General features: G+C 65.0%; 30 protein-coding genes. 12 read left to right on the top strand and 18 right to left on the bottom strand.

All coding sequences use genetic code 11. The features are described from left to right. Window positions 1-274: 274 nt before the first annotated feature. The 7 genes from N6H05_RS21955 to N6H05_RS21985 form a co-directional block, all read right to left on the bottom strand. Window positions 275-550, bottom strand: a complete 276-nt coding sequence (locus N6H05_RS21955; protein WP_284111684.1) for a hypothetical protein — start codon at window positions 548-550, stop codon at window positions 275-277. Window positions 551-637: 87 nt separating this feature from the next. Continuing rightward, window positions 638-1,468, bottom strand: a complete 831-nt coding sequence (locus N6H05_RS21960) for a 23S rRNA (adenine(2030)-N(6))-methyltransferase RlmJ (RefSeq protein WP_284111685.1) — start codon at window positions 1,466-1,468, stop codon at window positions 638-640. Window positions 1,469-1,778: 310 nt separating this feature from the next. Next, window positions 1,779-2,810, bottom strand: coding sequence for a tRNA preQ1(34) S-adenosylmethionine ribosyltransferase-isomerase QueA (gene queA / locus N6H05_RS21965; RefSeq protein ID WP_284111686.1), 1,032 nt, complete (start codon window positions 2,808-2,810; stop codon window positions 1,779-1,781). 25 nt (window positions 2,811-2,835) lie between these two features. Further along, window positions 2,836-3,609 carry a peptidylprolyl isomerase gene (locus N6H05_RS21970; RefSeq protein WP_004211219.1) on the bottom strand — a complete coding sequence of 258 codons (774 nt, stop codon included), beginning with the start codon at window positions 3,607-3,609 and terminating at the stop codon, window positions 2,836-2,838. A gap of 120 nt (window positions 3,610-3,729) precedes the next feature. Next, entirely contained in the window at window positions 3,730-4,242 is a 513-nt protein-coding gene (coaD, locus tag N6H05_RS21975; protein WP_284111688.1) for a pantetheine-phosphate adenylyltransferase, read from the bottom strand. 3 nt (window positions 4,243-4,245) lie between these two features. Continuing rightward, complete coding sequence (locus N6H05_RS21980) at window positions 4,246-5,151, bottom strand: polyprenyl synthetase family protein (RefSeq protein WP_037510117.1); 906 nt, start codon at window positions 5,149-5,151, stop codon at window positions 4,246-4,248. Window positions 5,152-5,159: 8 nt separating this feature from the next. Beyond that, window positions 5,160-5,417 (bottom strand): exodeoxyribonuclease VII small subunit, encoded by a 258-nt coding sequence (locus tag N6H05_RS21985; RefSeq protein ID WP_284111689.1) that lies wholly within the window; start codon window positions 5,415-5,417, stop codon window positions 5,160-5,162. A gap of 190 nt (window positions 5,418-5,607) precedes the next feature. Here N6H05_RS21985 and N6H05_RS21990 point away from each other — a divergent pair, with 190 nt between their 5' ends. From N6H05_RS21990 to N6H05_RS22010, 5 genes are all read left to right on the top strand, one after another. Beyond that, entirely contained in the window at window positions 5,608-5,991 is a 384-nt protein-coding gene (locus N6H05_RS21990) for a hypothetical protein (protein WP_284111691.1), read from the top strand. Window positions 5,992-6,169: 178 nt separating this feature from the next. Beyond that, entirely contained in the window at window positions 6,170-6,505 is a 336-nt protein-coding gene (locus N6H05_RS21995; RefSeq protein WP_284111692.1) for a glycine zipper 2TM domain-containing protein, read from the top strand. Between the two features lie 78 nt (window positions 6,506-6,583). Beyond that, window positions 6,584-8,761: a phosphoribosylformylglycinamidine synthase subunit PurL gene (gene purL / locus N6H05_RS22000; protein ID WP_284111693.1), complete on the top strand. Its 2,178-nt coding sequence runs from the start codon at window positions 6,584-6,586 to the stop codon at window positions 8,759-8,761. 90 nt (window positions 8,762-8,851) lie between these two features. Beyond that, a complete protein-coding gene (locus tag N6H05_RS22005; RefSeq protein WP_284111694.1) occupies window positions 8,852-9,325 on the top strand; it encodes a hypothetical protein in 474 nt (157 codons plus the stop codon). A 112-nt stretch (window positions 9,326-9,437) separates the two neighbouring features. Further along, window positions 9,438-11,108, top strand: a complete 1,671-nt coding sequence (locus tag N6H05_RS22010; protein ID WP_284111695.1) for a glycoside hydrolase family 43 protein — start codon at window positions 9,438-9,440, stop codon at window positions 11,106-11,108. On the opposite strand, the gene N6H05_RS22015 is transcribed toward N6H05_RS22010, so the two are convergent. Beyond that, window positions 11,066-11,839, bottom strand: a complete 774-nt coding sequence (locus tag N6H05_RS22015; protein WP_284111696.1) for a methyltransferase domain-containing protein — start codon at window positions 11,837-11,839, stop codon at window positions 11,066-11,068. The two genes, N6H05_RS22010 and N6H05_RS22015, sit on opposite strands and share 43 nt — an antisense overlap. Before the next feature lie 58 nt (window positions 11,840-11,897). On the opposite strand from N6H05_RS22015, the gene N6H05_RS22020 reads away from it, so the two are divergent. The 3 genes from N6H05_RS22020 to bfr all read left to right on the top strand — a co-directional run bounded on the left by N6H05_RS22020 (window position 11,898) and on the right by bfr (window position 14,008). Next, window positions 11,898-13,142 (top strand): DUF418 domain-containing protein, encoded by a 1,245-nt coding sequence (locus tag N6H05_RS22020; RefSeq protein WP_284111697.1) that lies wholly within the window; start codon window positions 11,898-11,900, stop codon window positions 13,140-13,142. A 54-nt stretch (window positions 13,143-13,196) separates the two neighbouring features. Further along, a complete protein-coding gene (locus tag N6H05_RS22025) occupies window positions 13,197-13,367 on the top strand; it encodes a (2Fe-2S)-binding protein (RefSeq protein WP_004211205.1) in 171 nt (56 codons plus the stop codon). A 161-nt stretch (window positions 13,368-13,528) separates the two neighbouring features. Beyond that, window positions 13,529-14,008, top strand: coding sequence for a bacterioferritin (gene bfr / locus N6H05_RS22030; protein ID WP_284111698.1), 480 nt, complete (start codon window positions 13,529-13,531; stop codon window positions 14,006-14,008). 121 nt (window positions 14,009-14,129) lie between these two features. On the opposite strand, the gene N6H05_RS22035 is transcribed toward bfr, so the two are convergent. Further along, window positions 14,130-14,537 (bottom strand): (deoxy)nucleoside triphosphate pyrophosphohydrolase, encoded by a 408-nt coding sequence (locus N6H05_RS22035; RefSeq protein WP_284111699.1) that lies wholly within the window; start codon window positions 14,535-14,537, stop codon window positions 14,130-14,132. Window positions 14,538-14,617: 80 nt separating this feature from the next. Between N6H05_RS22035 and N6H05_RS22040 the strand changes: the two genes are divergently transcribed. Together N6H05_RS22040 and N6H05_RS22045 are read left to right on the top strand one after the other, a co-directional pair. After that, a complete protein-coding gene (locus N6H05_RS22040; protein ID WP_048937848.1) occupies window positions 14,618-14,803 on the top strand; it encodes a Flp family type IVb pilin in 186 nt (61 codons plus the stop codon). Window positions 14,804-14,938: 135 nt separating this feature from the next. Beyond that, window positions 14,939-15,100, top strand: a complete 162-nt coding sequence (locus N6H05_RS22045; RefSeq protein ID WP_004211201.1) for a Flp family type IVb pilin — start codon at window positions 14,939-14,941, stop codon at window positions 15,098-15,100. Window positions 15,101-15,176: 76 nt separating this feature from the next. Here the strand turns inward: N6H05_RS22045 and N6H05_RS22050 are convergent, their stop codons facing one another. From N6H05_RS22050 to N6H05_RS22070, 5 genes are all read right to left on the bottom strand, one after another. Further along, a complete protein-coding gene (locus N6H05_RS22050; RefSeq protein ID WP_284111700.1) occupies window positions 15,177-16,655 on the bottom strand; it encodes a M48 family metalloprotease in 1,479 nt (492 codons plus the stop codon). Between the two features lie 80 nt (window positions 16,656-16,735). After that, a complete protein-coding gene (locus tag N6H05_RS22055) occupies window positions 16,736-17,680 on the bottom strand; it encodes an acetyl-CoA carboxylase carboxyltransferase subunit alpha (protein WP_284111701.1) in 945 nt (314 codons plus the stop codon). A gap of 11 nt (window positions 17,681-17,691) precedes the next feature. After that, window positions 17,692-18,621, bottom strand: coding sequence for a tyrosine recombinase (locus tag N6H05_RS22060; protein ID WP_284111702.1), 930 nt, complete (start codon window positions 18,619-18,621; stop codon window positions 17,692-17,694). A gap of 14 nt (window positions 18,622-18,635) precedes the next feature. Continuing rightward, window positions 18,636-20,465 (bottom strand): hypothetical protein, encoded by a 1,830-nt coding sequence (locus tag N6H05_RS22065; protein ID WP_284111703.1) that lies wholly within the window; start codon window positions 20,463-20,465, stop codon window positions 18,636-18,638. Between the two features lie 5 nt (window positions 20,466-20,470). Then, window positions 20,471-20,656, bottom strand: coding sequence for a hypothetical protein (locus N6H05_RS22070; protein WP_004211192.1), 186 nt, complete (start codon window positions 20,654-20,656; stop codon window positions 20,471-20,473). A 94-nt stretch (window positions 20,657-20,750) separates the two neighbouring features. On the opposite strand from N6H05_RS22070, the gene N6H05_RS22075 reads away from it, so the two are divergent. Further along, window positions 20,751-21,299 (top strand): shikimate kinase, encoded by a 549-nt coding sequence (locus N6H05_RS22075; RefSeq protein WP_004211191.1) that lies wholly within the window; start codon window positions 20,751-20,753, stop codon window positions 21,297-21,299. After that, window positions 21,290-22,399 carry a 3-dehydroquinate synthase gene (gene aroB / locus N6H05_RS22080; protein ID WP_284111704.1) on the top strand — a complete coding sequence of 370 codons (1,110 nt, stop codon included), beginning with the start codon at window positions 21,290-21,292 and terminating at the stop codon, window positions 22,397-22,399. The genes N6H05_RS22075 and aroB overlap by 10 nt, the downstream gene beginning before the upstream one ends. A gap of 417 nt (window positions 22,400-22,816) precedes the next feature. On the opposite strand, the gene rpmE is transcribed toward aroB, so the two are convergent. The 4 genes from rpmE to bamA form a co-directional block, all read right to left on the bottom strand. Next, window positions 22,817-23,041, bottom strand: a complete 225-nt coding sequence (gene rpmE / locus N6H05_RS22085; protein WP_004211187.1) for a 50S ribosomal protein L31 — start codon at window positions 23,039-23,041, stop codon at window positions 22,817-22,819. 114 nt (window positions 23,042-23,155) lie between these two features. Further along, a complete protein-coding gene (gene fabZ, locus N6H05_RS22090) occupies window positions 23,156-23,635 on the bottom strand; it encodes a 3-hydroxyacyl-ACP dehydratase FabZ (RefSeq protein ID WP_284111705.1) in 480 nt (159 codons plus the stop codon). A 4-nt stretch (window positions 23,636-23,639) separates the two neighbouring features. Beyond that, window positions 23,640-24,308 carry an OmpH family outer membrane protein gene (locus tag N6H05_RS22095; RefSeq protein ID WP_037510144.1) on the bottom strand — a complete coding sequence of 223 codons (669 nt, stop codon included), beginning with the start codon at window positions 24,306-24,308 and terminating at the stop codon, window positions 23,640-23,642. Then, window positions 24,308-26,935 carry an outer membrane protein assembly factor BamA gene (gene bamA, locus N6H05_RS22100; protein WP_284111706.1) on the bottom strand — a complete coding sequence of 876 codons (2,628 nt, stop codon included), beginning with the start codon at window positions 26,933-26,935 and terminating at the stop codon, window positions 24,308-24,310. The genes N6H05_RS22095 and bamA overlap by 1 nt, the downstream gene beginning before the upstream one ends. Window positions 26,936-26,949 lie beyond the last annotated feature (14 nt).

Here is a 26,949-nt window from a genome sequence, read left to right on the forward strand (position 1 = left end):
TCGATGCAGGCGACCATTGATCGTTTCCTGCCCGACAGTCCGGCTTGCCATGCCACCATCCTGCAAGCTCTTTCAGAAACTTGCCGGCGCAATTCCTTGTACAGTCATTATCGCTGAGGTGATCATCTCTCGCCCACCCGCCATGAACAGTCGCGCCGTCGCCCGGAGGATTTCAGTGTTTGTCCTGATGATCCTGCGCCCGACGCTGCGTGATGGGTAGCGGATGCGCGCGCACCACCTGCGACGAGCAGCCTTGATCGCGATCCCGCACCTATCATCCGGCCAGCGCGGCCCCCATAGCGAAATCGACAGCAACCAGTTGAACATCGATCCGCAGGCGTTGATGCGGATTTCCCCGTGCGGCTATGTCACCGGCCACTATCGCGACGAGGCCAGTTGGGCGATCCCGGCTTAATGCCGATAGCATGCCAGCGAGCGCTGGAACCCGACGCCCGTTGTGAACTTGGGCGGCATCAGCCTGCGCCGTCGCCCCTTCTGCAGCAATGACGTGCCGCTGCACCTCGACCTTGCGGCCGGAAAGAACGATCATGCCGTCTATGTCCGGATCGCGGAGGCCTTCCAACCGCCCAGTTCAGCCCTGCGAGAAGGATAATCGTCCTCATGTTCCAGAACCATCCTAATCGCCCAACCAGCCGGATATAATCTCGCCCTTATGTCCTTCGGGCGCTAACGCCACGCGCAAGGCTTCCAGCAATGGCGGCAGCGCCTGCGTGAAAGCATAGGGTGGATTGACGATGAAAAGACCCGCCCCATTATAGATGCCGGGTTGCTCGCTATCGTATAGCCAATGCTCCACACACAGAAATTTCGGGATGCCGAGCTTACGCAAGCGCTCCTTCCACTTCCAATGCGTGGCGTGGTCTTTCAACGGAAACCAAATCACCGTCACCCCATGCGCCCATTTGCGATGAGCGGCGGCGAGGGTGGCGGTGATGCGCGCGCGTTCATCGGTCTGCTCATAGGGCGGGTCGACTACCACCACGCCGCGCGCGGTGCGAGGCGGCACCATAGCGAGCCAAAGCTCGTAGGCATCGCGTTCATGTACGGCCGCGCTCGTGCCGCGCATCACGCCGCGCAGGGTGTAAGCGTCTTCCGGATGCTTTTCATTGAGGATCAGGCAATCCTGCGGACGCAAAAGCTGCGCCAGAAAATGCGGCGATCCAGGGTAAAGCTGCGGTTCTTCCCCCACATTCACCGCCTGTACGGCGGCACGGTAGTCGCCCAGCAAGGGGTTCGGATCAGCAAAGGCCCGCAGCACGCCCCCCGTGGCCTCGCCGGTGCGCTGGGCATCGTTGCCGCCAAGGTCGTACAGGCCGCAGCCGGAATGGGTGTCGATCAGGGTGAGCGCGCTTGGTTTTTGCTGCAAGGCCCGCACCAAGGCGATCAACAGGCTGTGCTTCACGACATCGGCGCTGTTGCCGGCATGGAACGAATGGCGATAATTCATTGTGGTTCAAAATCCTGACGATCGGCCTTTACACGATCTGCTGGACCATCTGCAAAGCGATGCTATGGCAGCGCCGGCATTGCCGGGCGTGAAAGCCGCGCGCCAAAAGAAGCAACCGATCCGGTACTCGCATAAGCACTTAGATTGAGTAGTTCCCGCTTCCGGCGAATAAGCCGATGGAAAAACGATCTCAACAGATTTCAGCTCGACGTCGAACGAGCCATTTTCTTAATCGAAGGCAACCTAGAGGCCAGACGGGTAAATAACGCCGGATTGCCGGGCATCATGCTTCAAAGACCCTTCCGCCTTATCACTCCGGCAGCAGCAGGGAACTGTCCCCATAGCTGTAGAAGCGATAACCTTCCTCGATTGCGTGCTTATACACGGACTGCATTTTTTCCGTGCCCATCAAGGCGCTTACCAGCATGAACAGGGTCGATTTGGGCAGGTGGAAATTGGTCATCAGCCCGTCGATCGCGCGGAAGCGGTAGCCGGGCGTGATGAAGATGCGGGTTTCGTCGGCGAAGGGGCGGATCACGCCATCCTCACCGGTCGCGCTTTCGAGCAGGCGCAGCGAGGTGGTGCCGACCGCGATGATCCGGCCGCCGGCCGCGCGCACGGCGTTCAGGCGATCGGCCGTGTCCTGATCTATCCGGCCCCATTCGGCGTGCATGCGATGGTCGTCGGTATCGTCCGCCTTGACCGGCAGGAAGGTGCCCGCGCCGACATGCAGGGTCAGCGTTTCGGTCAGCACGCCGACCTGCGCCAGTGCGGCGGTGAGGTCGGGCGTGAAGTGCAGCGCAGCGGTTGGGGCAGCGACCGCGCCATCCTCGCGCGCGAACATGGTCTGGTAATCGCTGCGGTCACGCTCGTCGGTGGCGCGCTTGCTGGCGATATAGGGCGGCAGCGGCATGCGCCCGGCCCGTTCCAGCAGGATCTCGACCGGTTCCTCGCCCTCGAAATCGAGGGTGACGCCGCCATCGTCGTCGCGCGGGCCGGCGATCGCGGTCACGCCCGCACCGAAATCGATCCGGTCGCCTTCACGCACCCGCTTGGCATTGCGCAGGAAGGCCTGCCACTGGCGCAGGCCCAGCCGCTTGTGCAGGGTCGCGCCGATCCGCGCCTCGCCCCGCATCCCTTCCAGCTGGGCGGGAATGACGCGGGTGTCGTTGAAGACCAGCACATCGCCCGCGCGCAGCAGCGATGGCAGGTCGCGCACGATGCGATCCTCCATCGCGCCATCACCGGGCACGAGCAGAAGGCGCGCCGAATCGCGCGGGCTGGCCGGACGGAGCGCGATATTCTCCGCCGGCAGATCGAAATCGAACAGGTCTACACGCATGACGATGGCCCTTCCGGGCGCAAACTCACTTCTTCTTGGGGGCCGGCTTCTTGGCCGGGGCAGCCGGCTTCTTCGACGGCAGCGCTGCGGGTTCAGGCGCCGGCGGCGGGGGCGGCGGTGCCAGCACCGGCGGCTTGCCGTCGCTCTCGATCGAGGCCTGCAGGATCACGGTCGGGTCGGCCGGCGGCTCGCCCTCATGGATCGCGTCGACATATTGCATGCCTTCGATCACGCGGCCGAAGACGGTATATTTCTTGTCGAGTTGCATGCGCGGCAGCAGCACGATGAAGAACTGGCTGTTGGCGCTGTCCTCGCTCTGAGCGCGGGCCATGGACAGGGTGCCGCGCAGATGCGGCATCGGGTTGAACTCGGCCTTGAGGTCGGGCAGCGTCGAACCGCCGGTGCCGTCGCCCTTGGGATCGCCGCCCTGGGCCATGAAGCCGGGGATGACGCGATGGAACTTCAGGCCATTGTAGAAGCCCTGGCGAGTCAGTTCCTTGATCCGCTCGACATGGTTGGGGGCGATGTCCGGGCGCAGCTGAATGCGCACGCGGCCGCCGCTCGACAGGTCGAGATCCCAGATATTCTGCGGGTCGGCCGGAATGGTCGCCGGCGGCAGCTGCGGCGTCAGCTGTGCGCCCAGCGACTTGGCATTCTGCTCCGCCTTCGCAGCGGTCTCCGCCTTCTTCATTTCCTCGGCACCGCCGCCGCCACCGCCGCCACCCTGGGCGAAGGCCACGCTGGACGCGGTGAGGGCGAAACCGATCGCCACGGTCTTGAGCGCGGAAGTGAAACGCATGCGAATAAGCTTTCCTTAGATCTTGCCCGGGAAGGTCAAGCCGTCCTGATAGCGCCCTGATCGGGATTGGCAACTGAACGCGGGCTGAAACGAGACGGCAACATTGGCGACAACCCGTTCCTAACTGTGCCCCTTGAGGCCGAGCGCAGCAACCCGCGCCTCCACCTCCTCGCGCACGGCGGGGCTGACGAACTTGTGGATCGGCCCGCCATAGAGGGCGATTTCCTTGACCAGGCGCGACGCGATGGGCTGCAACGAGACGTCGGCCATCAGGAAGACGGTTTCGACCCGGCTGTTGATCTGCTGATTCATCCCCGCCATCTGATATTCATATTCGAAGTCGGCGACGGCGCGCAGACCCCGGATGATGACGCTGGCCCCCTGCGATTCGGCAAAGTCCATCAGCAGCGAGTTGAAGCCGGTGACGACGATTTCGGTGTCGATGTCCGCGCACTCGCGGCGAACCATGTCGAGCCGTTCCTCGTCGGCAAACATCGGCGACTTGCTGATGTTGGTGGTGACGCCGATCACCAGCTTGTCGACCAGCTTCGCGCCGCGGCGGATGATGTCCATATGGCCAAGGGTGATGGGATCGAAGGTGCCGGGATAGACACCGATACGCGACTTGCTCATGATCTAGCGGTCCCTCTCCACAATATAGTCGGCAATGGCGCGCAGCAAATCCGCCTCCGCGCCATGGCCGTGCAGGTGCGCCTTGGCCTGTTCAACGAGCAGACGCCCCTGTTCCCGCGCCCGGTCTACCCCCAGGAGCGAGACGAAGGTTTCCTTGCCGGCGGCGGCATCCTTGCCCAGCGCCTTGCCGGCGAGGGCCGCGTCGCCCTCCACATCAAGCAGGTCGTCGGCGATCTGGAAGGCTAGGCCGATGTCGCGGGCATAGCCGTGCAGGCCCGTGCGCGCATCGACCGGGATGCGCGCCATGATCGCGGCGGCATCCACACAGAAGCCAATCAGCGCGCCGGTCTTGAGATTTTGCAGCCGGGTGACGGTGGCGAGATCGAAGCGGGTCTTTTCCGCCTCCAGGTCCATCATCTGCCCGCCCGCCATGCCGGCCGGGCCGCTGGCGACGGCCAGCGCCTTTACGAGGTCGATACGGACGAAGGCATCGGGATGGGTCTGTTCGTCGGCGAGGATTTCGAAGGCGAGATCGTGGAGGCAGTCACCGGCCAGGATCGCGGTCGCTTCATCGAACGCCTTGTGGACGGTCGGCTTGCCGCGCCGCATATCGTCATCGTCCATCGCCGGCAGATCGTCATGCACCAGCGAATAGACATGGATGCATTCGATTGCGAGGCCAACGCGCAGCGCGGATTCGCGCGAAATGTTGAACAGGTCGCAGGTCGCCTGCACCAGCAGTGGCCGCAGCCGCTTGCCACCCCCGATCGCGGCATGGCGCATCGCTTCGTAAAGGCGATGGCGCGGATCGTCCGGGATCGCCAGCAGCGCATCGAACGCCCGGTCGATATCGGCCGCCACCGTTGCCGCACGGGCGGCGACCAGCGCGCCTGCGGCGCTCCGTTCCATGCAGTGGGTCAATCTGCGCCGAACGGCTGGGCGCCGGTGATCGCGCCGCCAGCGTCGACGGTCAGCATGCTGATCCGCGCCTCGGCCGCCTGCAGCCGCTCGGTGCAGCGTTTGCGCAGTTCTTCACCCTGGGCATAGAGCGAGATCGACTCATCGAGCGGAACATCGCCGCTTTCCAGCCGGCGAACGATCGATTCGAGCGCGCGCAGCGCATCCTCGAACGACAATTGGGACAGATCCTTTTGCGGGGTATTTTCCTCAGCCATGCGCCTGCATTGACCGCCCCTGTCGACGGGGTCAAGCGCGGATGACATGGCAGCAGACCTAAGGCCGCTCAATAGTGGGCCAATCCCGTCGCTGTCACGTAAGCGTCATGACGTCGCTGCACAGGCGTGGCGGAATTTGGGCAGTTTTGCGTTGACGCACAATATTGCAAGCGCACATAAAAGGACCGCTATGAAATATTATCTCCCCCTCATCGCCGTTGCCGGCCTGACCATGCTGTCTGCCTGCAACAAGAATGACGAACCCGAAGTCGTCGGCGGCCCCGCCGATCCGATGGCTGCCCAGCTGGCCAATGCCGCGCCGGTCGAACTGCCGCCGTCGGTCAAAGCCAACAAGCAGTTCCGCTGCAAGGACAACAGCCTGTTCTTCGTCGACTATATGAGCGACGACAAGAGCGCGATCCTGCGCACCGAGAAGAATGGTTCGCCCACCATGCTCAAGGCAGCCGAAGCCGGCCAGCCCTTCACCGCCGAGGGTGGTTATGAAGTCAAGGGTTCGGGCAACGATGTGACGATCACCGTCCCCGGCAAGTCGGCGCAGGCCTGCCACGTCTGATCGCAGCATTGCCTGAGTCTTTTTTCCGACAGGGGCCGGTTCTTCCCTAGGAACCGGCCCTTTTTTCATGCCCGGTGCCTTTCCTGAACGACAGATAACGTGCCGGTTCAGGATGTTGCCAGCCAGCCGGTGGCAGAACAGCCTCGTACCAGAGATAAACAGGTCGAGGAGATGACCCATGAACTTCAAGAAGAGCCTGATCGCCATGGCCCTGGCGACCGCAACCGTCGCCACCGCCGTTCCGGCGACCTCCTTCGCCCGCGGCCATGACCGCGGCTGGCACCGGGGCGACCGCCATTATGACCATGGTCGCTATTCCGACCGTCGCGGCTATCGCGGTGACTATCGCTGCCGCAAGTCGGGCGGCACCACCGGCCTGCTGCTGGGCGGCGTTGCCGGCGCCCTGCTGGGCCGGGCCGTCGACACCCGTGGCGATCGGGCCACCGGTACCATTGTCGGCGCAGGCGCTGGTGCGCTGGCGGGTCGCGCCATCGACCGCAACAGCCGTTGCTAAGCGCATAAGGACGGCGGCCATGACTTGGCCGCCGCCTCCCCATTGTGAATCCCGCGCCACGCGTCTAAAGGCGCGCTCATGTCCAGCAGCGCCCCCCAGATCACCCCGCAGATCGTTGCCGAGCACGGTCTGTCCCCCGAAGAATATGATCGCGTCCTGAAGGCGATCGGCCGCGAGCCGAACCTGACGGAACTCGGGATCTTTTCGGTCATGTGGTCGGAGCACTGCTCGTACAAATCCTCCAAGATCCACCTGATGAAGCTGCCCACCAAGGGTCCGCAGGTGATCTGTGGCCCCGGCGAAAATGCCGGTGTGGTCGACATCGGCGATGGCCAGGCCGCCATCTTCAAGATGGAAAGCCATAACCACCCCAGCTACATCGAACCCTATCAGGGCGCCGCGACCGGCGTCGGCGGCATCCTGCGCGACGTGTTCACCATGGGCGCCCGCCCGGTGGCCAACATGAACGCGCTCCGCTTCGGCCGTCCCGACCATCCCAAGATGAAGCATCTCATCAGCGGCGTGGTCCATGGCATTGGCGGCTATGGCAATTGCGTCGGCGTGCCGACCGTGGGCGGCGAGGTGAATTTCCACCCCGCCTATGACGGCAATATCTTGGTCAATGCGATGACCGTGGGCATCGCCGACACCGACAAGATTTTCTACTCGGCCGCCAGCGGCGTCGGCAATCCGATCGTCTATGTCGGTTCCAAGACCGGCCGCGACGGCATCCATGGCGCGACCATGGCATCGGCCGATTTCGGCGAGGACAGCGAAGAGAAGCGCCCCACCGTCCAGGTCGGCGATCCCTTCACCGAAAAGCTGCTGATCGAGGCGTGCCTGGAACTGATGGCGTCGGACGCGATCGTCGCGATCCAGGACATGGGCGCCGCCGGCCTCACCTCCTCCAGCGTCGAAATGGCGTCGAAGGGCGGCGTCGGCCTGCACCTCAAGATGGATGACGTGCCGCAGCGCGAAACCGGCATGACCACCTATGAGATGATGCTGTCGGAAAGCCAGGAGCGCATGCTCATGGTGCTCAAGCCCGGCCGCGAAGCCTTTGCCGAGGCGATCTTCAGGAAGTGGGAACTCGACTTCGCCGTCATCGGCCATGTCACCGACACCGGCCGCATGGTGCTGGAGCATAAGGGCGAGATCGTCTGCGACATCCCGCTTGCCCCCCTGGCCGACGATGCGCCGCTCTACGACCGTCCCTCGATGCCGAAGGACGAGTATAAGATCTGGTCGAAGGTCGAGCCGCTGGGCGAGATCGCCGAGAGCGCCGACATCGGCGCCGACCTCGTCACGCTGATGGGCAGCCCCGACATCGCCAGCCGTCGCTGGATCTGGGAACAATATGACCATATGGTCGGCGCAGACACGGTGCAGCGCCCCGGCGGCGACGCCGCGGTGGTCCGCGTCCATGGCAGCCGCAAGGGCATTGCCATCAGCACCGACTGCACCCCGCGCTATTGCTATGCCGACCCCTATGAAGGCGGCAAGCAGGCAATCGCGGAATGCTATCGCAACCTGAGCGCGGTCGGATCGACCCCGCTGGCCGTCACCAACTGCCTTAACTTCGCCAATCCGCAGCGCCCCGAGATCATGGCGCAGCTGACCGGCTGCCTGGAGGGCATGGGCGACGCCTGCCGCGCGTTCGACTTCCCGATCGTGTCGGGCAATGTCAGCCTCTACAATGAATCCAAGGCGACCGGCGGTGGCTCGGCGATCCTGCCGACCCCGGCGATCGGCGGCATCGGCCTGCTGGCCGACATCGATGTGATGGCGACCGTCGCGTTCAAGAATGAAGGCGACGCGATCTGGCTGGTCGGCGGCGAAGGCACGCATCTGGGCCAGTCGATCTGGCTGCGCGAGATTGCCGGCCGCGAAGCGGGTGACGCGCCCAAGGTCGACCTGGCGGTCGAGCGCACCAACGGCGACGCCGTCCGCGCGCTGGTGGTGGCGGGCACGGTCAATGCCGTGCATGACATTTCCGACGGTGGCCTGATCGTCACGATCGCGGAAATGGCGCTGGCCGGTAAGATCGGTGCGACGCTGGACGTGGCGCTGACCACCGCTTCGGCCTTCGGCGAAGACCAGAGCCGCTATGTCGTCACGGCACCAGCCGGCGTCGAGATTGCCGGTGCGGTCAAGATCGGCACCGTCGGTGGCGACAGCCTGGCGGGCGTATCGATCGACGCGCTGCGCACCGCGCATGAGGGCTTCTTCCCCGCGCTGATGGACAGCGAACTCTAAATCTTTCCGTCCCGCCGGGTGCAGCGCATCCGGCGGGACAAATTCATCCCAATCTGCCATGATCCACCCCGAGAAAATGGGGAGCGCACCATGCGCGAGAGGATCATCCGGGCGACCTTGGTCGCCGGCACACTCGACATATTTTCCGCCTTCGTCTTTGCCGGCATGGCAGGCACGCCGCCGCATGCGGTGCTGCAATTTGTCGCGAGCGGCCCGCTGGGCGATCGCGCGCGGGGCGATCCCGCCTGGCTATGGGCGATCGCCGGCCTGGCCGTCCATTTTGCGATCATGACCTGCATGGCGGGCGCCTATATGCTGATCGCGCGGCGGCGCCCTGCCCTGCGCCGTCATCCGGTCGTCGCCGGCCTGCTCGATGGCCTGCTGCTCTGGGCGATCATGTACTGGATCGTGCGACCGTGGCGCTGGCCCGCCATGTGGCTGCCCGCCGCCTATGGCGCACTGCCGATCGGCCGGATCGCCTGGAACATCGGCAACCAGCTCTTCTCCCACTGCATCCTGGTCGGCCTGCCGATCGCCTTCATCGCGGCCGGGCGCCGACGATAGATAGTGACAGCGAAGTTGACATATCCAGGCCCGTTTGCGCGCGCAGGGCCGAATTTTTGATAGCGCTATCAATTTCCCTCTCCTATGCTCGGCAAAAATGGGAGGAGAGGATATGCGCAAGACCCGTCGTGCCGCCTTGCTGTTGCTGGCCGCCATCGCCGGCCCAGCCCTGGCAGGCCCCGCCCGCTTCAGCGATTTCCGTTATGAGGGGCGCGCGCAGGAACAGGTGACGGCCGGCCCCAACGACTATCGCAACCCGATCCTGTCAGGCTATTATCCCGATCCGTCGATCACGCGGGTCGGCGAGAGCTATTATCTCGTCAACTCCTCCTTCGCCCATTATCCGGGACTACCGGTCTTCCGGTCGACCGACATGGTCCATTGGCGCCAGATCGGCAACGCGATCGACCGGCCCGACCAGTTTGATTTCAGCGGCCTGCGCAGTTCGCGCGGCATGTTCGCGCCCGACATCTCCTTCCATGACGGGCTCTTCTACTTGGTCGGCACCTGCGTCGATTGCGGTGGCAATTTCGTGATGACGGCAAAGGACGCGGCCGGGCCGTGGTCGAAACCGCACTGGCTGCCGTTCGAGGGGATCGATCCGTCGATTTACTGGGAAGGCGAGCGCGCCTTCATCGTCAATAATCGCGCCCCGGCCGAGCCGCCCCGCTATGAGGGGCATCGAGCGATCTGGGTGCAGGAATTTGACTGGCGCGCGCTCAAGATGACCGGCACGGCGACGCAGATCGTCAATGGCGGCGTCGACATCAGACAGAAGCCCTCCTGGATCGAGGGACCGCATCTGCTGAAGCGCGAGGGATATTATTATCTGATCGCGGCCGAGGGCGGCACCGGCGACCAGCATAGCGAAGTCGTGTTCCGCGCCCGCGACCTGCGCGGCCCCTTCACCCCCTATGCCGGCAATCCGATCCTGAGCCAGCGCAGCCTGGACCCGGCCCGTCCCCATCCGGTGACATCGGCCGGCCATGCCAAGCTGGTGCAGACGCAGGCGGGCGACTGGTGGGCGACCTTCCTCGCCACCCGCCCCTATGGCCCAGACCTCTACAATATCGGGCGCGAAACCTTCCTGCTGCCGGTCGCATGGCGCGATGGCTGGCCGCATATATTGGACGCCGGCAAGGCCATTCCCTATGCGGCGAAACGCCCGGCCCTGCCCGTGCGCGATGCCGATGCGCCGCCGACCAGCGGCGATTTCGCCTATCGCGACCGGTTCGACGGACCGCGGCTCGACATGGGCTGGATCGGCCTGCGGACGCCCAAGGCACCGCTTTACCGGCTGGAGGCGGGCGGACTGGTGCTGGACGGCACGACCGCGCTGGGCGACCTCAGCGGCACCCCGGCCTTTGTCGGGCGGCGCCAGCAGCAGCATGTCGCGACCATCAGCACGGACCTGACCTATCGGCCAGAGACGGAGGGGGATCGTGCGGGGCTGGCGGCCGTGCAGTCCGATCGCTCCTTCCTGTTGTTCGGCGTGACGCAGAAGGACGGGAAACCGCAGGTCGCCCTGATGCTGCGCGAGGACAGCGATCGTGACAGGCTGGTCGCTGCCGCGCCGATCGATCCGGCCAAGCCCGTCCGCCTGACGATGGACTTCGATGGCGGCACGGCGCGCTTCGCCTATGGCGTCGACGGGCGGGAGGCGGTGCTGGCGCGCGATGTCGATATCCGCTTCCTCAGCACCCATGAGGCTGGCGGCTTCGTCGGCACGGTGGTCGGTCCCTATGCCTGGGCCGCGCGCGTCACCCGGCCGATCAGCAACTGATAGACGTCGCGGCCGCCCGCTTTGTCATAGGCGGCCATGACCCGGCGCAGCGCGGCGGGGGAGAGCGGCCGGCGCCCCTCGTCCGGCACCACCGCGCCGATGCCCTTGAGATGGCCGGTCAGCGCACGGGCGCCCTGCCCGTCCAGCAGGACGGTCTCATCAAAGGCGAAGGCGTCGCCATAGGCCGCCAGCATCGCGCGCAGCGCGTCGAGCGAGGGATAGGCGGGGACGCCGGGCGTCAGATCGCAGGTCGCATGGGCAGCGCGCCATTGGGCAAAGCTGCCCTGCCCCATGGTCGAGAAGATGAGGCTGCCGCCGGGGCGGAGCAGCGCCACCAGCCGCGCGATCGCGGCGGGCAGGTCGTCAAACCATTGGAAGGCAAGGCTGGAGAGGATGAGGTCGAACCATTCGCCTTCGAACGAGGGCGCCTCCCCATCCATCGCGAGGAAGGTGCCGGCCACCAGCCCGGCCGATGCGGCCCGGTCAAGCATCTTTGGCGAAATGTCGGTCGCGACCAGCTCCGCTCCGGGCCAGCGGGTCTGGATGTCGCGCGTGAGCAGGCCGGTGCCGCAACCGATTTCCAGGATGCGGGCGACGCCGTCTGGACTCTGTCGCTGGGCGATGTCGGCGACCAAAGCTGCGGCCGTCCGCTGCGGCCCGGCATGTTCGTCATACCGGTCGGCAGCCGCGCCGAAGGAGTCGCTTATCCGTTGCTTGCGGACCTGATTCATGGGTAGGCGCATGGCAGAGCCATGGCCGCTTGGCCAGCATCTTCAAGGATCGCCCCGCATGACCGCCGCATCGCCCCGTATCCCCGCCATGGACGTGCTGCGCGGCTGCGCGGTGATGGGCATATTGTGGATGAACATCACTGCCTTCGCCCTGCCGCAGAACGCCTATTTCAATCCAGTCGCGGCCGGGCCAATGTCGGGCGGCGACATCGCCTTCTGGGCGAGCAGCCTGATCCTGGTCGATGGCAAGATGCGCGGCCTGTTCTCGCTGCTTTTCGGGGCGTCGATGCTGCTGCTGATCGACCGGGAGGAAATGGCCGGGCGCGACGGCACGCGGGCACAACTGGTGCGCGGCGGCTGGTTGCTGGCGATCGGCCTGCTGCATCACATATTGCTGTGGTGGGGCGACATATTGGTGACCTATGCGGTGGTCGGCACCATCGCCCTGCTCTTTGCCCAGAAAGAGCCGCTGGCGCTGGTCAAATGGGCGTTTCTCGCCTTCCTGATCCACTTCCTGATCTGTGGCGCCTTCATCGCCAGCCTCTATGGCTGGGCCCATGCCGCCGCTGCGCCCGGTGCCGCCGCCGCAACGCGCGAGGGACTCGACAGCTTCCTCGCCGGCCTGTCCGACCCCAACAGCCCGATCATCCAGCAGGATATCGCCACCTACACCGGCAGCTTCGCCGGAATCGTGCGCCATCATCTGACCGGCTTTGTCGGCGACTGGCTGTGGACCTTCCTCTTCACCGGCCTCGACACGCTGGGCTTCATGCTGCTGGGCATGGCGATGCTGAAGGGCGGCTTCCTGATCGGCCGCTGGCCCGCCGAGCAATATCGGCAGACCGCGCGCCATTGCTTCCTGATCGGGCTGATGCCGATGATCGGCCTGACCATCTGGGTGGTGGCGAGCGGCTTTGCGCCGCTGACCGCCTTTTCGACCGCACTGCTCTGGTCCTTCCCCTTCCGCATTCCGCTGGCGGTCGGCTGGGCGGCACTGATCCTGTGGCTGCTGGCGCGGCATCGCGATCATTGGCTGGTCCGCCGCGTCGCCGCGACCGGGCGCATGGCGCTCAGCAATTATCTGGGCACCAGCCTTGTCATGACGACGATCTTCTATGGTTGGGGCCTGGGGCTGTTCGGATTGGTGCGCCCGGCGGCCTTTCCGCTCTTCCTTATCGCCGCCTGGGCGGTGATGCTGCTGTGGTCCAAGCCCTGGCTCGACCGATTCGCGATGGGGCCGGCCGAATGGGTCTGGCGCAGCCTGCAACGGGGAAAAGTGCAAAAGATTCGCAGGAGCGCGTGATCTTCTATTGCGATCCATTAGCATCTGACCTATTTCACGGGTCAGGAGAATCCAATGGTCGTCTGTGTTTGCAATGCCATTCGCGAAAAGGATCTGCGGGAAGCCGCGCGCGATGGTGCCGATACCCCCTGTAGCGCCTATGCCCGTTTCGGCCGCCGCCCCAAGTGCGGCCAGTGTGTCGGCTATGCCCGCACGATCATCGCGGCAGAGCGCGCGACGGCCTGAGATCATTGCGAAGCAGGCGCAGTAAAAGGCCCCTGACAATCGCGAAGCCGACGCAATAGCCGCCTGAAAAATGGCCGTTTTCTGCGGCTTTCCGGCTTAACAACCGGATGCGAAACCTTTATATGTCCCGGCATTCCCAATAACAGCCGGAGCATAGCGCCATGAAGGGCGACCAGAAGGTTATCGATTATCTGAACGAGGTCCTCAAGAACGAGCTGACCGCGATCAACCAATATTTCCTCCACTATCGCATCCTCAATCACTGGGGCATCGAGAAGCTCGCCAAGTTCGAATATGAGGAATCGATCGACGAGATGAAGCACGCCGACAAGGTGGCGGAGCGCATCCTGTTTCTTGACGGTCTGCCCAACTTCCAGCTGCTCGGCCGGCTGAAGATCGGCGAAACCGTCGAGGAAATCCTTAAGGCGGATCTGGAGCTGGAATATGAAGCGCTGCCGGTGCTGCGCGACGCGATCGCCTATTGCGAGTCGATCAAGGACTTCGTCAGTCGCGACCTGTTCCAATATATCCTCGAAAGCGAGGAAAAGCATGTCGACACGCTGGAAACCCAGTTCGAGATGATCGAGCGCATGGGCATCCAGAATTATGTCCAGCTGCAGAGCAAGGCCAAGGAAGACTGACACGAACGCGCGGGGGCGGCTGTCCGGCGGGCGCCCCCGCCTTTGCAGGCTGTGGGGGAAGGTGCGCATCGCCCTTCCCCTGCCCTTTATGGCGCCATCTGGCGCATAGCCGGGCTTCCCGTCAGATAAGTGCGTCGAGAATGCCGATCAGCGGCAGGTCGGCCGGCGGCATGTCGAGCGCATACATTTGCGCGGGCCGCACCCATTGCAGCGCAGTGGCATGGCGCGCTTCGGGCACCCCTTCCCATTTGCGGCAGACATAGAGCAACAGCAGCAGATGCTTGCTCTCCAGCGGCGCGCTGGCGAAGGTTGCGGGCGCCAGGCAGCTTTCATGGGTGCGGATACCCAGCTCCTCCTCCAGTTCACGCACCAGTGCCGCCTCGGGCGTTTCGCCCGACTCGACCTTGCCACCGGGAAACTCCCACAGGTCCGCCATCGGCTTTCCCGGAGGACGTTGCTGCACCAAAACGCGGCCATCGGCATCGATCAGGGCGACGGCAACGACCAGAAACGGGGTAAAACTCTGCATAACGCTCCCTTGCGAGGGCTTTGTTAACCGTGGCTGCTTTACACACCGATTGTGGAGTGTCTGTAGCCAAGCGGGGTCATATGCGCGCGATCATCGAATTCGTAACGAAATCCGCGCTCTCGCGATGCGAACGGGGGGCCACCGCCGTCGAATATGGCCTGATCATCGCGATGATCGTGCTGGCCATGATCGCGGCGCTGAACAACGTCGCGACACGAACAACAGGCATGTGGAACAACGTCGCTGAAGAAGTTACCAAGCATTAACCAATAAATTCTGACAGACACTATTCCGCATTAAACTTTTCTCAACCGAGCCAATCTAGACAGGTCTTCGCTGACCTAGAATTCAAAGCGGGGCGGCCGGGTAGTTTAACGTAACGATTGTCAAGGAGACATCACATGCAGTTCATTCGCAAGATGCTGAAGAACGAAAAGGGCGCGACCGCCATCGAATACGGCCTGATCGCCGCTCTGATCGCCGTGGCCGCCATCGGCGCCATGACCAGCCTGGGCTCGAAGCTGGGCAGCACCTTCAACAACGTTTCGGGCAACCTGAAGTAAGCTCGAACACGATGTTAGAAAAGGGCGGCGGAAGCAATTCCGCCGCCCTTTTTCTTTGCCTGGATTCTGCCGAATCTTACCAGGTGACGATCTTCACCCGATCGCCAGGCTTCAACACGGAGCGTTCGTTGAGGGCGTTCAGCACCAGGAAGCGCTCCAGCGGATAATCGCTATAGGCCATGCGGTGGCCGAGCGACTGGACGGTGTCGCCCGCCTTGACGGTCACCAGATTGACCCGGCGTGGCTTGATCGCCGCCGCCTCCTGCGCCGACAGGCGCTGGACCGAACGGACCATCGAGTCGAACGGGCCGATACCCTTGCCCGCCGGGGTCAGCAGCAGGAAATGATAGGCCTTTCCGCCGCCGAAATCATAGGCGAAGACGGTGGCGTCGATCTGACCCGACTTGGTGTTGGCGCGCACCGTGCGCCAGGCGGCCGGCAGGCCGTTGATCGTCGTGCGCTGCACCTCACCCGCGGGCGGGGCGCCGGCATTGCCCGCGAGTCGCTTGAGCACCGAATCGATATAGGTCGACAGATTGCCATTATAGGCCATGCCGCCAAACTGCGCCTGGCCGCCCGAACCGGTGATGCTGACCGCGTCCGCGCCATTTTCCATGCCGAAGCCCGAGGGCGCGGTGAAGGACAGGCGCAGGTCGGGGTGGCGGAAGCGGCTGCCATCAATCACGCCCTGCTTGGGATCGTCGCCATAGAGGACGCCATTGAGCGCCGTCAGGAAGGCATCGCGGTTGCGCAGAGTGCTGGTCGCGCCGGTGCGCGAGGCCATCTGCGCCGCCCGATCGACGCGCTCGCCCGGATCGGGATGGGTGCTGGCCCATTCGGGCATTGAGCGCGCATCGCCCGACACACGCTGGTCCAGGCTGGTCTGCGCCGCGAGCGAGGCAAGCATGTCCGACAGCGCACGGGGATCATAGCCGGCCGAGGCGAGGTAGCGGATGCCCAGATCGTCCGCCTCATATTCCTGGCTGCGCGAGAATTTGAGGGTCAGAAGCTGGCTGCCGGTGCCGATCCCCTGTTGCAGCACGCCACCCAGTGCCGAATCGCCCAGCAAGGCGCCGGTCAGCACCTGCAGCAGCGCGCCGCCGATCGCGTTGCGCTGCGCCGCCTGCTGGCGCCGCTGGCCATGCTGGGCGGCGACATGGCCGACTTCATGGCCCAGCACGCCGGCCAGCTGCGCCTCGTCATTCATCAGCGCCATCAACTGGCGCGTGACATAGACATAGCCGCCGGGGATGGCGAAGGCATTGTTGACCGGCGAATTGAGCAGGGTGACGGTAAAATCGCCCTGCGCGTTGGAGAGGCCGGACTGGACCGCGATACGGCGTCCGACCGTCTCCACATAGCGCGCCTGCGGCCCGACATAGGCGCCGCCAAATTCCTTGAGCAGTTCGGGATGCTGCTTGGCACCCGATGCCTTGTCCTGCGCGCTGATCGAGGAGACGGTGCGAATCGCCCGCTGCTGCCCCAGCACCGCCGGCGCCACGCCCGCGACGATCAGGCCGACGCCAAGGCCGGCCGACAACCATATCCGATTCATTCTATTCCCATCCTTGACACCCTGCCCCTGTTACCGTGCCGTAACGAGCGAGGACAGGATGCTGTTCCGGGAAATTGACGTCAGATACCGATGGCCAGGAACTTGTCGGCGCGATCGGTGCGCAGTGCCTGCGATTCGAGGCTGGACAGCGCGTCCAGTTCCTCGCCAATGGCTGCGCCCAGATTGGCGATCGCCTGCACCGGCTCGCGATGAGCCCCGCCCACCGGCTCTGCCACGATGCGGTCGATCACGCCCAGGCCCTTCAAATGCTGCGCCGTGACCTGCATCGCGGTCGCCGCGTCGCTGGCCTTGTCGGCGGTGCGCCACAGGATCGAGGCGCAGCCTTCGGGCGAGATCACCGAATAGACGGCATGCTCGAACATCAGCACGCGATTGGCCGCAGCCAGCGCCACTGCGCCGCCCGAGCCGCCCTCGCCCACCACGGCCGCGACCATGGGGACGCCGAGCGCCAGACAGGCTTCGGTCGAACGGGCAATGGCTTCGGCCTGGCCGCGTTCTTCGGCCTGGACGCCGGGAAAGGCACCCGAGGTGTCGACCAAGGTGACGACCGGCAGGCCGAAACGATCAGCCAGTTCCATCAGGCGGATCGCCTTGCGATAGCCTTCGGGCTTGGCCATGCCGAAATTATGACGGACGCGGCTGGCGGTGTCATCGCCCTTTTCATGGCCGATGACCATGACCTTGCGCTCGCCCAGCGTCGCGAAGCCCCCGATGATCGCCTGATCGTCGGCAAAGGCGCGGTCGCCGGCCAGCGGCATGAAATTGTCGAACATGCCCGCGACATAATCCTTGAAGTGCGGGCGTTCGGGGTGGCGGGCCACCTGCGTCTTCTGCCAGGGCGTCAGCTTGGCATAGATGTCCGACAGCATCTTGTCGGCACGCTGTTCCAGCGTGTTGATCTCGCCACTGATGTCGATGTCGCCGACGGAGGCCGTCTGGCGCAGTTCGATGATGCGGGCTTCCAGCTCTGCGACCGGCTTTTCAAATTCGAGAAAGCTTACCATGGCGGATGGCGTTAAGGCGCGGACGCGTCGCCGTCAACGCGGGGATGCGCGATCCTGGCTTGCATGCCGGCCAGCGGGTGCCGGCTGTTGACCAGTTCGACCAGCCGGCGGCTGTCGACATGGGTATAGATTTGCGTCGTGCCGATATCGGCATGGCCCAGCATCGATTGCAGCGCGCGCAGGTCCGCCCCGCCCTCCAGCAAATGGGTGGCAAAGGCGTGGCGCAGCACATGGGGGCTGACCCGTTCGGGCGCGATGCCGGCTGCGGCAGCCAGTTGCTTCACCAGCTGATAGAGGCGGATGCGGCTGACATGGCTCTTGCCCGAGGGGAAAAGCCAGGGGCTGTCGGCCGGCACATGGGCGAGCCAGGTCGCGACGGCGGCGCGGGCGCGGTCGGAGATCGGCACCAGCCGTTCGCGCGCGCCCTTGCCCTTGATGATGAGGAAGGGGCGATCGACCGCCAGTGCCTTGCGCGGCAGCGAGACCAGTTCGGTCGCGCGCAGGCCCGAGCCATAGAGAAGTTCGATCAGCGCCGAAAGCCGCAGATCGAGCGGCGCGGGATGATCCTTCTCCACCCGCTGCGCGATCAGGGCAAAGAGCGAATCGACCTCCTGCGACGACAAGATCTTTGGCAGCGGCCGGCGCGTGACCGGCCGGGGCAATGCCGCGCCGGGATTGTCGGCGCGCAGCCCCTCCTCCTCCAGAAAGGCGTAGAAGGCACGCAGCGCGGACGCCTTGCGCGCCACGGTGGAGGCCGCGAGCGGCGCCCATTCGCCGGCGAGGCGGCCGAGCGTGTCCTGGCTGGCGGCAGCAAGCCCGCCGACAATCTCCCCCGCGCCCTGAAGGTCGGTGCGATAGGCAAGCAGCGTATTGCGCGACGCCCCTCGTTCCGCCGCCATCATTTCGAGGAAGCGGTCGATCAGGACGGCATCGTCATCCATCGCCCCGGACCGGGTCAGGACAGGCGGGTCAGGGCCTCGGCCGCGATCATCCGCGCCTCCGGGTCCAGCCCGACGCGATGCAACGCCGCCACCACATGATAGAGATGGCCGGGCGGCAGGCGATGCCAGTCGCGCCCCTGCATGCCAACGGCAGCGAGCAACGCCACGGTCGCCTTCTCGCCCCGCTGCGACGCGGCGTCGATCGCGCGCGCCCAGCGGCTGTTGGCGGCCAGGGTGAAGCCATTATCCTGCGCCAGCGCGGCCGCATCATTGGCCGGCAGACGCGACAGGCCCGCCAGCGCGGCGATCAGCATCCGTCCCTTTTCAGGGCCGGCATCGCTGACATAGCTGGAGATGCGGCTGCTGCCGCTGTCGACGACCGTGCTGGGCGCGCCGACCGCGAGCAAGGCCCAGAAATCCTGGGATCCATCGCCATCGATCTGGCCGATCGCCTGCGCCCAGCGGGCCGCATTGCGATCATAGCCGGCGGTCAGCATCGCCGCGACCAGATTGGCGGCATCGCGCCCATCGGCCTGCGATACCGGCAGCGCGGCGGCGGCGCGGGCCGTAGCGATCAGGCCGACATAATCGGGCGCGGCATTGTCGCGCCACAGCGTCTGCATCGCCTGGATGCGGGCACCCGCAGTCGGGCCGGAATAGGCATTGCGCAGCGCATCGACGCGATCCGCCAGATCGGACGCAAGATCGCCTTCGCTACCCAGCTCGGCATAGAAATTGACCAGCGCCTCGCTGGAGAAGACGCCCAGTCGCGCCGCGACTTCGCTGCCCGGCAGGCGGCGCACGGCGGTCAGAACCGGCGCACGCGCTTCCCAGGCACGGACGTGCGGGCCGACGCTGCCATAAATGTCGTCGGGGATCGGCACGTTGAGCGCCGTCGCCAGGCCATAGCGCCAGGCGGTGAGGCCATCGACGCCGTCCCATTCGATCTTGACCGAACGACGCGCATTGAAGCCCGCACCGACCATCTTTTCGGCCAGGCGATAATCGATGCCGCGCACCACGCCCTTGCGCTGGGCCCGATTAAGCGCGGCGCTGGCCGACCCCTGATCGCCCGACAGCGCGGGGCAGATCGCCCGCGTCATGTCCCAGCCCGGTTCCTTGCTGGTGCGCAGCGCGCCCGCCGACAGCGGACACAGGCCCGCCGGATCGGCGGTCGCCAGATAGGTCTGCATCGCGATCGCATAGAGGCGCGGCGTATATTTGTCGGGATCGACGCTCTGCACCAGCAGCCGGGCGCTGTCCGCCTCGCCCATGCGCAGCAGCAGCCAGGCGCGCTCGGCCGCCCAGTCAGCGCCATTGATGCCGCGCGGCGTGTTTGTGGCGCTCAGCAGCGCGCGCCGCAGCAGGATGGAGGCCCAGCGCGACAGGATCGGCGCATGGGTCTGCTTCATCAGGATCGCGAGATAGGGGCCATATTCCGCGCCGAAGGCGTCGGGTTCCATGCCGCGTGTGGCCGGCGTCAGCGGCCCGATGCGGTCGAGTGAGCGGCGGGCGCTCTGCGGCAGGTCATATTTGGCCTTTTCGGCGGCCAGTTCGTCCGCGCTCATCGCCTCGGCGGCATTGTCCACCGCATTGGCGACCGACAGGTCGAGCGGCTGGACGATTTCGCCCGACGGCGACGGCGTGACCGGCACGGTCGGGACGACCGGTGCGGGCGATGCCGGACGGGCCGGCTGCGCGGGCGTGGGCGTTGGCGCCGGGGCCGGATCACCAAAGCCGGGCGGCAGCAGCGATTCGGGCGCCTGCTGCGCGACGACCGGCAGTGCCAGGGCGAGCGCAAAGCTGCCCAGCGCCCATTTCGCATTCCCCCGCAGGCGGTTCATGCGGCTTACTGACCCAGTTTCTCGGCCGGGATGACCTTCTCGACGGGCTGTTGCGGCTGCTCGCCACCGCGCGACCATAGCACGCCGATCAGCAGGACAAGAACCAACACCGCCGCGATCGGAAGGATCGGCAGACGGGTGCGACGGCGCGAACCGCCTTCGAAACTGCTCAGGGAACGATTATTCTTCATGGTCTCTTCTGCGGCTGGCCCGGCGATGTTTGCCGGACGACAGGGGAAAGTTGCGTTTGCCTCAGCGACGGCTGGCTGTATAGCCCCCCTCGCCATGCAGCGAAACAGCAAATTCCCGGAGAGCAAAGCCAAGCGCGGCCCGATCGTGCTGATCGGCATGATGGGCGTGGGCAAATCCACCGTCGGCCGGCGCCTTGCCGCGCGCCTGGGCCTGAGCTTCGTCGATGCCGATGAAGAGATTGAGCGGGCCGCTGGCATGAGCGTGAGCGAGATCTTCGCCCGCTATGGCGAGGCCCATTTCCGCGATGGCGAGCGCCGGGTGATCGCCCGGCTGATGGACGGCGTGCCCAAGGTGATCGCGACCGGCGGCGGCGCCTTCATGCAGGACGAGACCCGCGCGCTGATCCTGGACCATGCCACCACCATCTGGCTGGATGCCGATATCGAGGTGCTGGTCGACCGCGTGTCGCGCCGCGAAGGGCGCCCGCTGCTCAAGGATCGCGACCCGCGCATCGTGCTGACCGAGCTGGCGGCCGTCCGCAACCCCATCTACGCGCTGGCGCCGATCCATGTGAAGAGCATCGCCGCGCCGCACGAGGTCGCCGTCGACCGCATCCTGGAGCAGCTATCCGCATGGCACTAGTCCCCGTCGCGCTGGGCGCACGCAGCTATGACATCGTCATCGAACAGGGCGCGCTCGACCGTGCGGCCGACCATCTGGCACGCTATGCCCGTGGCGGGCGGCTGGTGGTCGTCACCGACACCCATGTCGCGGCGGCGCAACTGCCCCGGCTCGACGCCAGCCTGCGCCGGGCCAATATCGTCATCGAACCGATCATCCTGCCAGCGGGCGAACAGACCAAGAGCTGGCGCCATCTGGAGGAACTGCTCGACGCGCTGCTGGCCCTGGAGATCGAGCGTGGCGACCATGTGATCGCGCTGGGCGGCGGCGTGATCGGCGACCTGGTCGGCTTTGCGTCCTCTATCCTGAAGCGCGGCTGCCATTTCGTGCAGCTGCCCACCACCCTGCTGGCACAGGTCGACAGCTCGGTCGGCGGCAAGACCGCGATCAACGCGCGCGCCGGCAAGAATCTGATCGGCAGCTTCTACCAGCCCAGCCTGGTGCTGATCGACCCGTCGGTGCTCGACAGCCTGCCGCTGCGCGAAACCCGCGCCGGCTATGCCGAGGTGGTCAAATATGGCCTGATCGACGATCCCGACTTCTTCGCCTGGTGCGAGGCCAATGCCGACCGGCTGCTGGCCGGCGACGCGGAAGCCCGCACCTATGCGATCGAGCGCAGCGTGCGCGCCAAGGCAGCGATCGTCGCCGATGACGAGCGCGAGACGACCGGCCGCCGCGCCCTGCTGAACCTGGGCCACACGTTCGGCCATGCGCTGGAGGCCGATACCGGCTTTTCCGACATGCTGCTCCATGGCGAGGGCGTGGCCGCCGGCATGGCGCTTGCCTTCCGCTATTCGGCGCGCCTTGGCCTGTGCAGCGCATCGGACGCGGAACGCGTCACCGCGCATCTGAAGGCGATCGGCCTGCCCCATGACCTGGCCAGCGCCCATGTGACCGCCGACGGCGCGGCGCTGGTAGCCCATATGCTGCACGACAAGAAGATGGCGGCGGGCACCCTGCCCTTCCTGCTGGCGCGCGGCATCGGCCAGACCTTCCTGTCGAAGGATGTGGTGCTGGACGATGTGGCGGCGTTCCTCGACGCGGATCGCGCCGGCGCCTGACCAGGGGCCTATTACACAGCAGGCAATTGCCGCCCCTCCCGCCCAGGGAGGGGTTGGGGAGGGTGGCGAGCGCAGCGAGCATCCTCCCTATCGACCGTGGAGCGCCGCTGACGCGGCGCACCCACCCCCGGCCCCTCCCTGGAAGGGAGGGGAGAAACATGGCCTCGACCAGACATTTCAGCGCAGATCGCCTTCCGTAATATTCGGGACATTCGCGCGCAGCATTTGCGGACTAGATCACTCTTTGTCAGCGGCCCCCCCTTGCAGATCCCCCTCTGTCGCCGCTGATCCTCCCCTGAACCTCGGCCTCCAGCTTTTAGCTGGAGGCCCTTTTTTTGTGCCGTGCGCATCGCGTTCAGGCACAAAAAAGGGCGCCCGGTGGGGCGCCCTTTCGATATCGTGCCTGTGAAGGGCCAATTACTTCTTCAGCGTCAGGCCGCCAAAGCGCTTGTTGAAGCGCGCAACCTGGCCACCGGTGTCCAGCTGGCGGTTGCCACCGGTCCAGGCCGGGTGCGACTTGGGGTCGATGTCGAGCGCCATCGTGTCGCCTTCCTTGCCCCAGGTCGAGCGGGTCTGGAAGGTGGTGCCGTCGGTCATCTGGACAGTGATGAAGTGGTAATCGGGGTGGGTATCGGCCTTCATGGCGTCTTGCTCCGTGTGTGTGCCGGTTCCGACCGGCTATGGATGCGATAAAATGCGAAGGCGCGCCGTTAGCGTTTTCGGCGCGCCAAAGCAAGGAAAAGGATGTGCCTTCGCTCAGTCCTTGGGCGGATCGGCGATCATCGCGACGAAATTGGCTTCCGCCGCCAGCTTGCCGTCGATCAGCGCACGCCCGGCGAACTTGCAGACCGCGCCGCGCATCTGCGTCACTTCGACATGCAGGTCGAGCAGGCAGCCCGGCTCCACCGGGGTGCGGAACTTCGCACCGTCGATGCTCATGAAATAGACGAGCTTGCCCGAATCCGCGAGCCCCAGCGAATCGACCACCAGCACGCCGGCCGCCTGGGCCATGGCCTCGACGATCAGCACGCCCGGCATGATCGGCCGGCCGGGGAAATGGCCCTGGAAGAAGGGCTCGTTCATCGACACCGCCTTGATCGCGTGGATCGACTGGCTCGGCACCAGCGACGTCACGCGGTCTACCAGCAGCATCGGGTAGCGATGCGGCAGGGCAGCCATGACCCGACGGATATCCATCGGGCCACGGGCTTCCTTGTTATCAACCTCTCCGGTCATCGTCTCAGCGCGACTTGGGCGCCTGCGCCGGGTTGGCGGGGGCCGGAGCGGCAGCGGCCGGGGCCGCAGCCTGGCCCTGACGACCGCCCGGCTGCCAGCCGGCGGGCGGGGTGATGCCGACGCTGGGCACCAGCGTGTTGAGTTCGGTCACGACCGAAGCGGTGATGTCGACGGTCGGCTGATAGGACACGGTCGCGTCGGGCGACAGGACCAGGTCGACCTTCGCCTTGGTCATGGCGGCCTTCAGCGCGTCCGACAGCTTGGCGGTGATCTGTTCCTCGACATAGGCGTTGGCGAGCGCGATCGGCTGGCCCAGGCGCTGCAGTTCGGCCTGCGCGGTCTGCTGCGACTGCTGGAACTGCTGATACTGGGTTTCGATCGCGGGGGTCGGCTTGCCGCCGGCCGCCTTCAGCGCGGCCTGCAGGGCGTCGCCCTTGGTCTTGAGATCAGTGTCGATCGCGGTCTTGCGCGCGGTGAAGCTGTCGATCTGCGCCTTGTAGGTGGTCTGGATCTGGGTGCGGGCGGTCGAATAGGCGGCGCTGGTGGCAACCGCGCGCTGCAGATCGACGACAGCGATGCCCTGCTTCGACTGGGCAGCGGCTGGCGCTGCGGTCAGAGCGATGGCGGTGACAGGCGCGATACCGAGCGCCAGAGCCTTGATAAACGTCTTCATCAGAATTGAGTCCCTACGTTGAAGGTGATGAGTTTGTTGTCGTCCCCTGGTTCCTTGAGCAGGGCCTTGGCGATGTCGATGCGGAACGGCCCAAAGGGCGAGTTCCAGTTGACACCGAAGCCCACGGACAAACGCGGTTTCAGCGTGTCGCCCAGATAATCTTCCTCGAACATGCCGCTCTTGGTGTCATAGCCAACAGGGCAGACCGGGCTGGCCGCCGTGCCGGTCGCACGGACGGTGCTCAGCGAACCGGTAGAGTCGGAGCAATAGCCCGCAAAGTTGATGGTGCCCGGATTCTTCAGGCCGGCAACAGCGCCGACATCCGCGAAGATCGACGGACGCAGGCCCATTTCACGGGCACCCGAACCCAGCGGAATCTCCATTTCGGCGCGGGCCATATAATAGACGCGGCCACCCAGCGCGTCATCCGACACATTATTGTTGCCGGTCTGACGGACATAGCTGGTGGAACCGTCATCATTGGTCTGCGAAACCAGATAATAGCGCTTCACGCGCGGACCAACGCCGCGAATGTCGAAGCCGCGCATCTGCGGTTCGCCCAGGAAGAAGCGGTCGGTCAGGCGGATCGGGTCGACTTCGGCGCCGGTGGCGTCATAGCGCGTGCCCTGGAGGCTGTGGATATAGCCGCCCTCGCCCGACAGCGAGAAGATGAAGCCGCCGCCCAGGCCCCAATATTTGGCGGCATTGGCGCGGGTGCGGATGTAGCGGACGTCGCCGCCGAGGCCGGCAAAGTCCTGGCTGAGCGTGACGGTCTGACCACGGGTCGGACGGATGCGGTTGTCGCGGGTATCGTATATCAGCGAGTAACCGATCGACGAGGTGGTGCGCTTGCCGATGGCGTCGCAGAGATAGCGGCCCGCCAGCAGCGGGTCGCAGACGCCGTCGGTATAATAAGTGTCCTTGTCCAGCGTCACGTCGTCGAAGTTCAGCGTGTAGCGCAGCGCCAGCGACACATATTCGGTGATCGGCACGCCGGCACGCAGCTGGAAGCCGGTCGTGGTCTGTTCATAGGTGGTATCGCGGTCGTTATTGCTGAGATAACGGAAGCTGTTGAGGTCGCGGCGATAGATGTCGCCGCCCAGCGCGATATTCTTGTCCATGAAATAGGGCTCGGTGAAGCCCACTTCGACCGACTTGGAATAAGCCGAATAATTGACCGAGGTGCGCAGTTCCTGGCCCTTGCCGCGGAAGTTGCGCTGGGTGATCGACGCCGAGATGATGAAGCGTTCGAGCGAGGAGTAACCGGCCGAAAGCGAGAGTTCGCCAGTCGACTTTTCCTGGACATTGGTTTCCAGCACGATGCGGTCGGGCGCCGAACCAGGCTTCTGCTCGATGTCCAGCTTCTCCTGGAAGAAGCCGAGCGAGTTGATGCGGTCCTTCGAGCGCTTGACCAGGAAGCTGTTGAAGGCGTCGCCTTCGGCCAGGCGGAACTCGCGGCGGACGACCTTGTCCTGGGTCAGCGTGTTGCCGTTGATGTCGACGCGCTCGACATAGACGCGCGGGGCATTGGCGATGCGGAAGTTGATCCCCATCGTCAGGTCGTCCTTCGACCGATTGAAGTCGGGTTCGACCTGGGCGAAGGCATAGCCGAACAGGCCGGCGGTTTCGCTCAGCGTGTCGACCGTGTCCTCGACCTGCTTGGCATTGTACCAGTCGCCCTTCTTCATCGGCAGGCGGCGGGTCAGCGCATCGCCCGACAGGTCGCGAATATCGGATTCGACCTTCACGTCGCCAAACTTGTAGCGATCCCCTTCCTCGACCACATAAGTGATGATGAAGTCCTGCTTGTCAGGCGTCAGTTCCGCGACGGCCGAGATCACGCGGAAATCGGCATAGCCTTCGGTCAGGTAGAATTGGCGCAGCTTCTGCTGGTCATAGGCCAGGCGATCCGGGTCATAGCTGGTGCCCGAGGAGAAGATGCGGAACCAGCGCGACTGCTTGGTCACCATCTGGCCGCGCAGTTCGCCGTCCTTGAACTTCTCGTTGCCGATGATGTTGATCTGGCGGACCTTGGACTTGGGCCCTTCCGAGATTTCGAACACGATGTCGACGCGGTTCTGGTCCAGCTGGACCATCTTGGGCTCGATCGTCGCGGCGAAGCGGCCCTGGCGGCGATACAGCTCTACGATGCGGGCGACGTCGGCGCGGACCTTGGAGCGGGTATAGATCTGGCGCGGCGCCAGTTTTATTTCGGGACGGATCTTGTCGTCCTTCAGGCGCTTATTACCTTCAAGGACGATACGGTTGATGACGGGGTTTTCCTTCACCTCGACGGTCAGCGCGCCGCCATCGTTGCGGATCTGGACGTCGGCGAAGAGTTCGGTCTCATACAGGTCGCGCAGCGCCTGATCGAGCGATTCCTGGCTGAAGGCCTGGCCCACGCGCAGCTTGGTGTAGGACATGACCGTGTCCTGCTCCAGACGCTGGGTGCCGGTCACGGTGATGCTGCGGATCGTGCCTTCGGGCGTATTGGCCGTGGACGCCGCGATCGGCGCAGCCGCCGGGGCGGCGTTCTGGGCCATCGCCGGCACGGCCGACAGGCCCGCAATCATCGTCGTGGCCAACAGGGCCGCGATGATCGGACGCTGGCCCTTGCTGCTGTTCATCGCTGTCACCCGCT

It is taken from the genome of Sphingobium sp. WTD-1 (assembly GCF_030128825.1).
GTDB lineage: Bacteria > Pseudomonadota > Alphaproteobacteria > Sphingomonadales > Sphingomonadaceae > Sphingobium.

Excerpts from the sequence above, each read along its gene's own strand:
- N6H05_RS21955 (WP_284111684.1), bottom strand. The coding sequence starts at position 550 with ATGATCGTTCTTTCCGGCCGCAAGGTCGAGGTGCAGCGGCACGTCATT.
- N6H05_RS21960 (WP_284111685.1), bottom strand. The coding sequence starts at position 1,468 with ATGAATTATCGCCATTCGTTCCATGCCGGCAACAGCGCCGATGTCGTG.
- queA (WP_284111686.1), bottom strand. The coding sequence starts at position 2,810 with ATGCGTGTAGACCTGTTCGATTTCGATCTGCCGGCGGAGAATATCGCG.
- N6H05_RS21970 (WP_004211219.1), bottom strand. The coding sequence starts at position 3,609 with ATGCGTTTCACTTCCGCGCTCAAGACCGTGGCGATCGGTTTCGCCCTC.
- coaD (WP_284111688.1), bottom strand. The coding sequence starts at position 4,242 with ATGAGCAAGTCGCGTATCGGTGTCTATCCCGGCACCTTCGATCCCATC.
- N6H05_RS21980 (WP_037510117.1), bottom strand. The coding sequence starts at position 5,151 with ATGGAACGGAGCGCCGCAGGCGCGCTGGTCGCCGCCCGTGCGGCAACG.
- N6H05_RS21985 (WP_284111689.1), bottom strand. The coding sequence starts at position 5,417 with ATGGCTGAGGAAAATACCCCGCAAAAGGATCTGTCCCAATTGTCGTTC.
- N6H05_RS21990 (WP_284111691.1), top strand. The coding sequence starts at position 5,608 with ATGAAATATTATCTCCCCCTCATCGCCGTTGCCGGCCTGACCATGCTG.
- N6H05_RS21995 (WP_284111692.1), top strand. The coding sequence starts at position 6,170 with ATGAACTTCAAGAAGAGCCTGATCGCCATGGCCCTGGCGACCGCAACC.
- purL (WP_284111693.1), top strand. The coding sequence starts at position 6,584 with ATGTCCAGCAGCGCCCCCCAGATCACCCCGCAGATCGTTGCCGAGCAC.
- N6H05_RS22005 (WP_284111694.1), top strand. The coding sequence starts at position 8,852 with ATGCGCGAGAGGATCATCCGGGCGACCTTGGTCGCCGGCACACTCGAC.
- N6H05_RS22010 (WP_284111695.1), top strand. The coding sequence starts at position 9,438 with ATGCGCAAGACCCGTCGTGCCGCCTTGCTGTTGCTGGCCGCCATCGCC.
- N6H05_RS22015 (WP_284111696.1), bottom strand. The coding sequence starts at position 11,839 with ATGAATCAGGTCCGCAAGCAACGGATAAGCGACTCCTTCGGCGCGGCT.
- N6H05_RS22020 (WP_284111697.1), top strand. The coding sequence starts at position 11,898 with ATGACCGCCGCATCGCCCCGTATCCCCGCCATGGACGTGCTGCGCGGC.
- N6H05_RS22025 (WP_004211205.1), top strand. The coding sequence starts at position 13,197 with ATGGTCGTCTGTGTTTGCAATGCCATTCGCGAAAAGGATCTGCGGGAA.
- bfr (WP_284111698.1), top strand. The coding sequence starts at position 13,529 with ATGAAGGGCGACCAGAAGGTTATCGATTATCTGAACGAGGTCCTCAAG.
- N6H05_RS22035 (WP_284111699.1), bottom strand. The coding sequence starts at position 14,537 with ATGCAGAGTTTTACCCCGTTTCTGGTCGTTGCCGTCGCCCTGATCGAT.
- N6H05_RS22040 (WP_048937848.1), top strand. The coding sequence starts at position 14,618 with ATGCGCGCGATCATCGAATTCGTAACGAAATCCGCGCTCTCGCGATGC.
- N6H05_RS22045 (WP_004211201.1), top strand. The coding sequence starts at position 14,939 with ATGCAGTTCATTCGCAAGATGCTGAAGAACGAAAAGGGCGCGACCGCC.
- N6H05_RS22050 (WP_284111700.1), bottom strand. The coding sequence starts at position 16,655 with ATGAATCGGATATGGTTGTCGGCCGGCCTTGGCGTCGGCCTGATCGTC.
- N6H05_RS22055 (WP_284111701.1), bottom strand. The coding sequence starts at position 17,680 with ATGGTAAGCTTTCTCGAATTTGAAAAGCCGGTCGCAGAGCTGGAAGCC.
- N6H05_RS22060 (WP_284111702.1), bottom strand. The coding sequence starts at position 18,621 with ATGGATGACGATGCCGTCCTGATCGACCGCTTCCTCGAAATGATGGCG.
- N6H05_RS22065 (WP_284111703.1), bottom strand. The coding sequence starts at position 20,465 with ATGAACCGCCTGCGGGGGAATGCGAAATGGGCGCTGGGCAGCTTTGCG.
- N6H05_RS22070 (WP_004211192.1), bottom strand. The coding sequence starts at position 20,656 with ATGAAGAATAATCGTTCCCTGAGCAGTTTCGAAGGCGGTTCGCGCCGT.
- N6H05_RS22075 (WP_004211191.1), top strand. The coding sequence starts at position 20,751 with ATGCAGCGAAACAGCAAATTCCCGGAGAGCAAAGCCAAGCGCGGCCCG.
- aroB (WP_284111704.1), top strand. The coding sequence starts at position 21,290 with ATGGCACTAGTCCCCGTCGCGCTGGGCGCACGCAGCTATGACATCGTC.
- rpmE (WP_004211187.1), bottom strand. The coding sequence starts at position 23,041 with ATGAAGGCCGATACCCACCCCGATTACCACTTCATCACTGTCCAGATG.
- fabZ (WP_284111705.1), bottom strand. The coding sequence starts at position 23,635 with ATGACCGGAGAGGTTGATAACAAGGAAGCCCGTGGCCCGATGGATATC.
- N6H05_RS22095 (WP_037510144.1), bottom strand. The coding sequence starts at position 24,308 with ATGAAGACGTTTATCAAGGCTCTGGCGCTCGGTATCGCGCCTGTCACC.
- bamA (WP_284111706.1), bottom strand. The coding sequence starts at position 26,935 with ATGAACAGCAGCAAGGGCCAGCGTCCGATCATCGCGGCCCTGTTGGCC.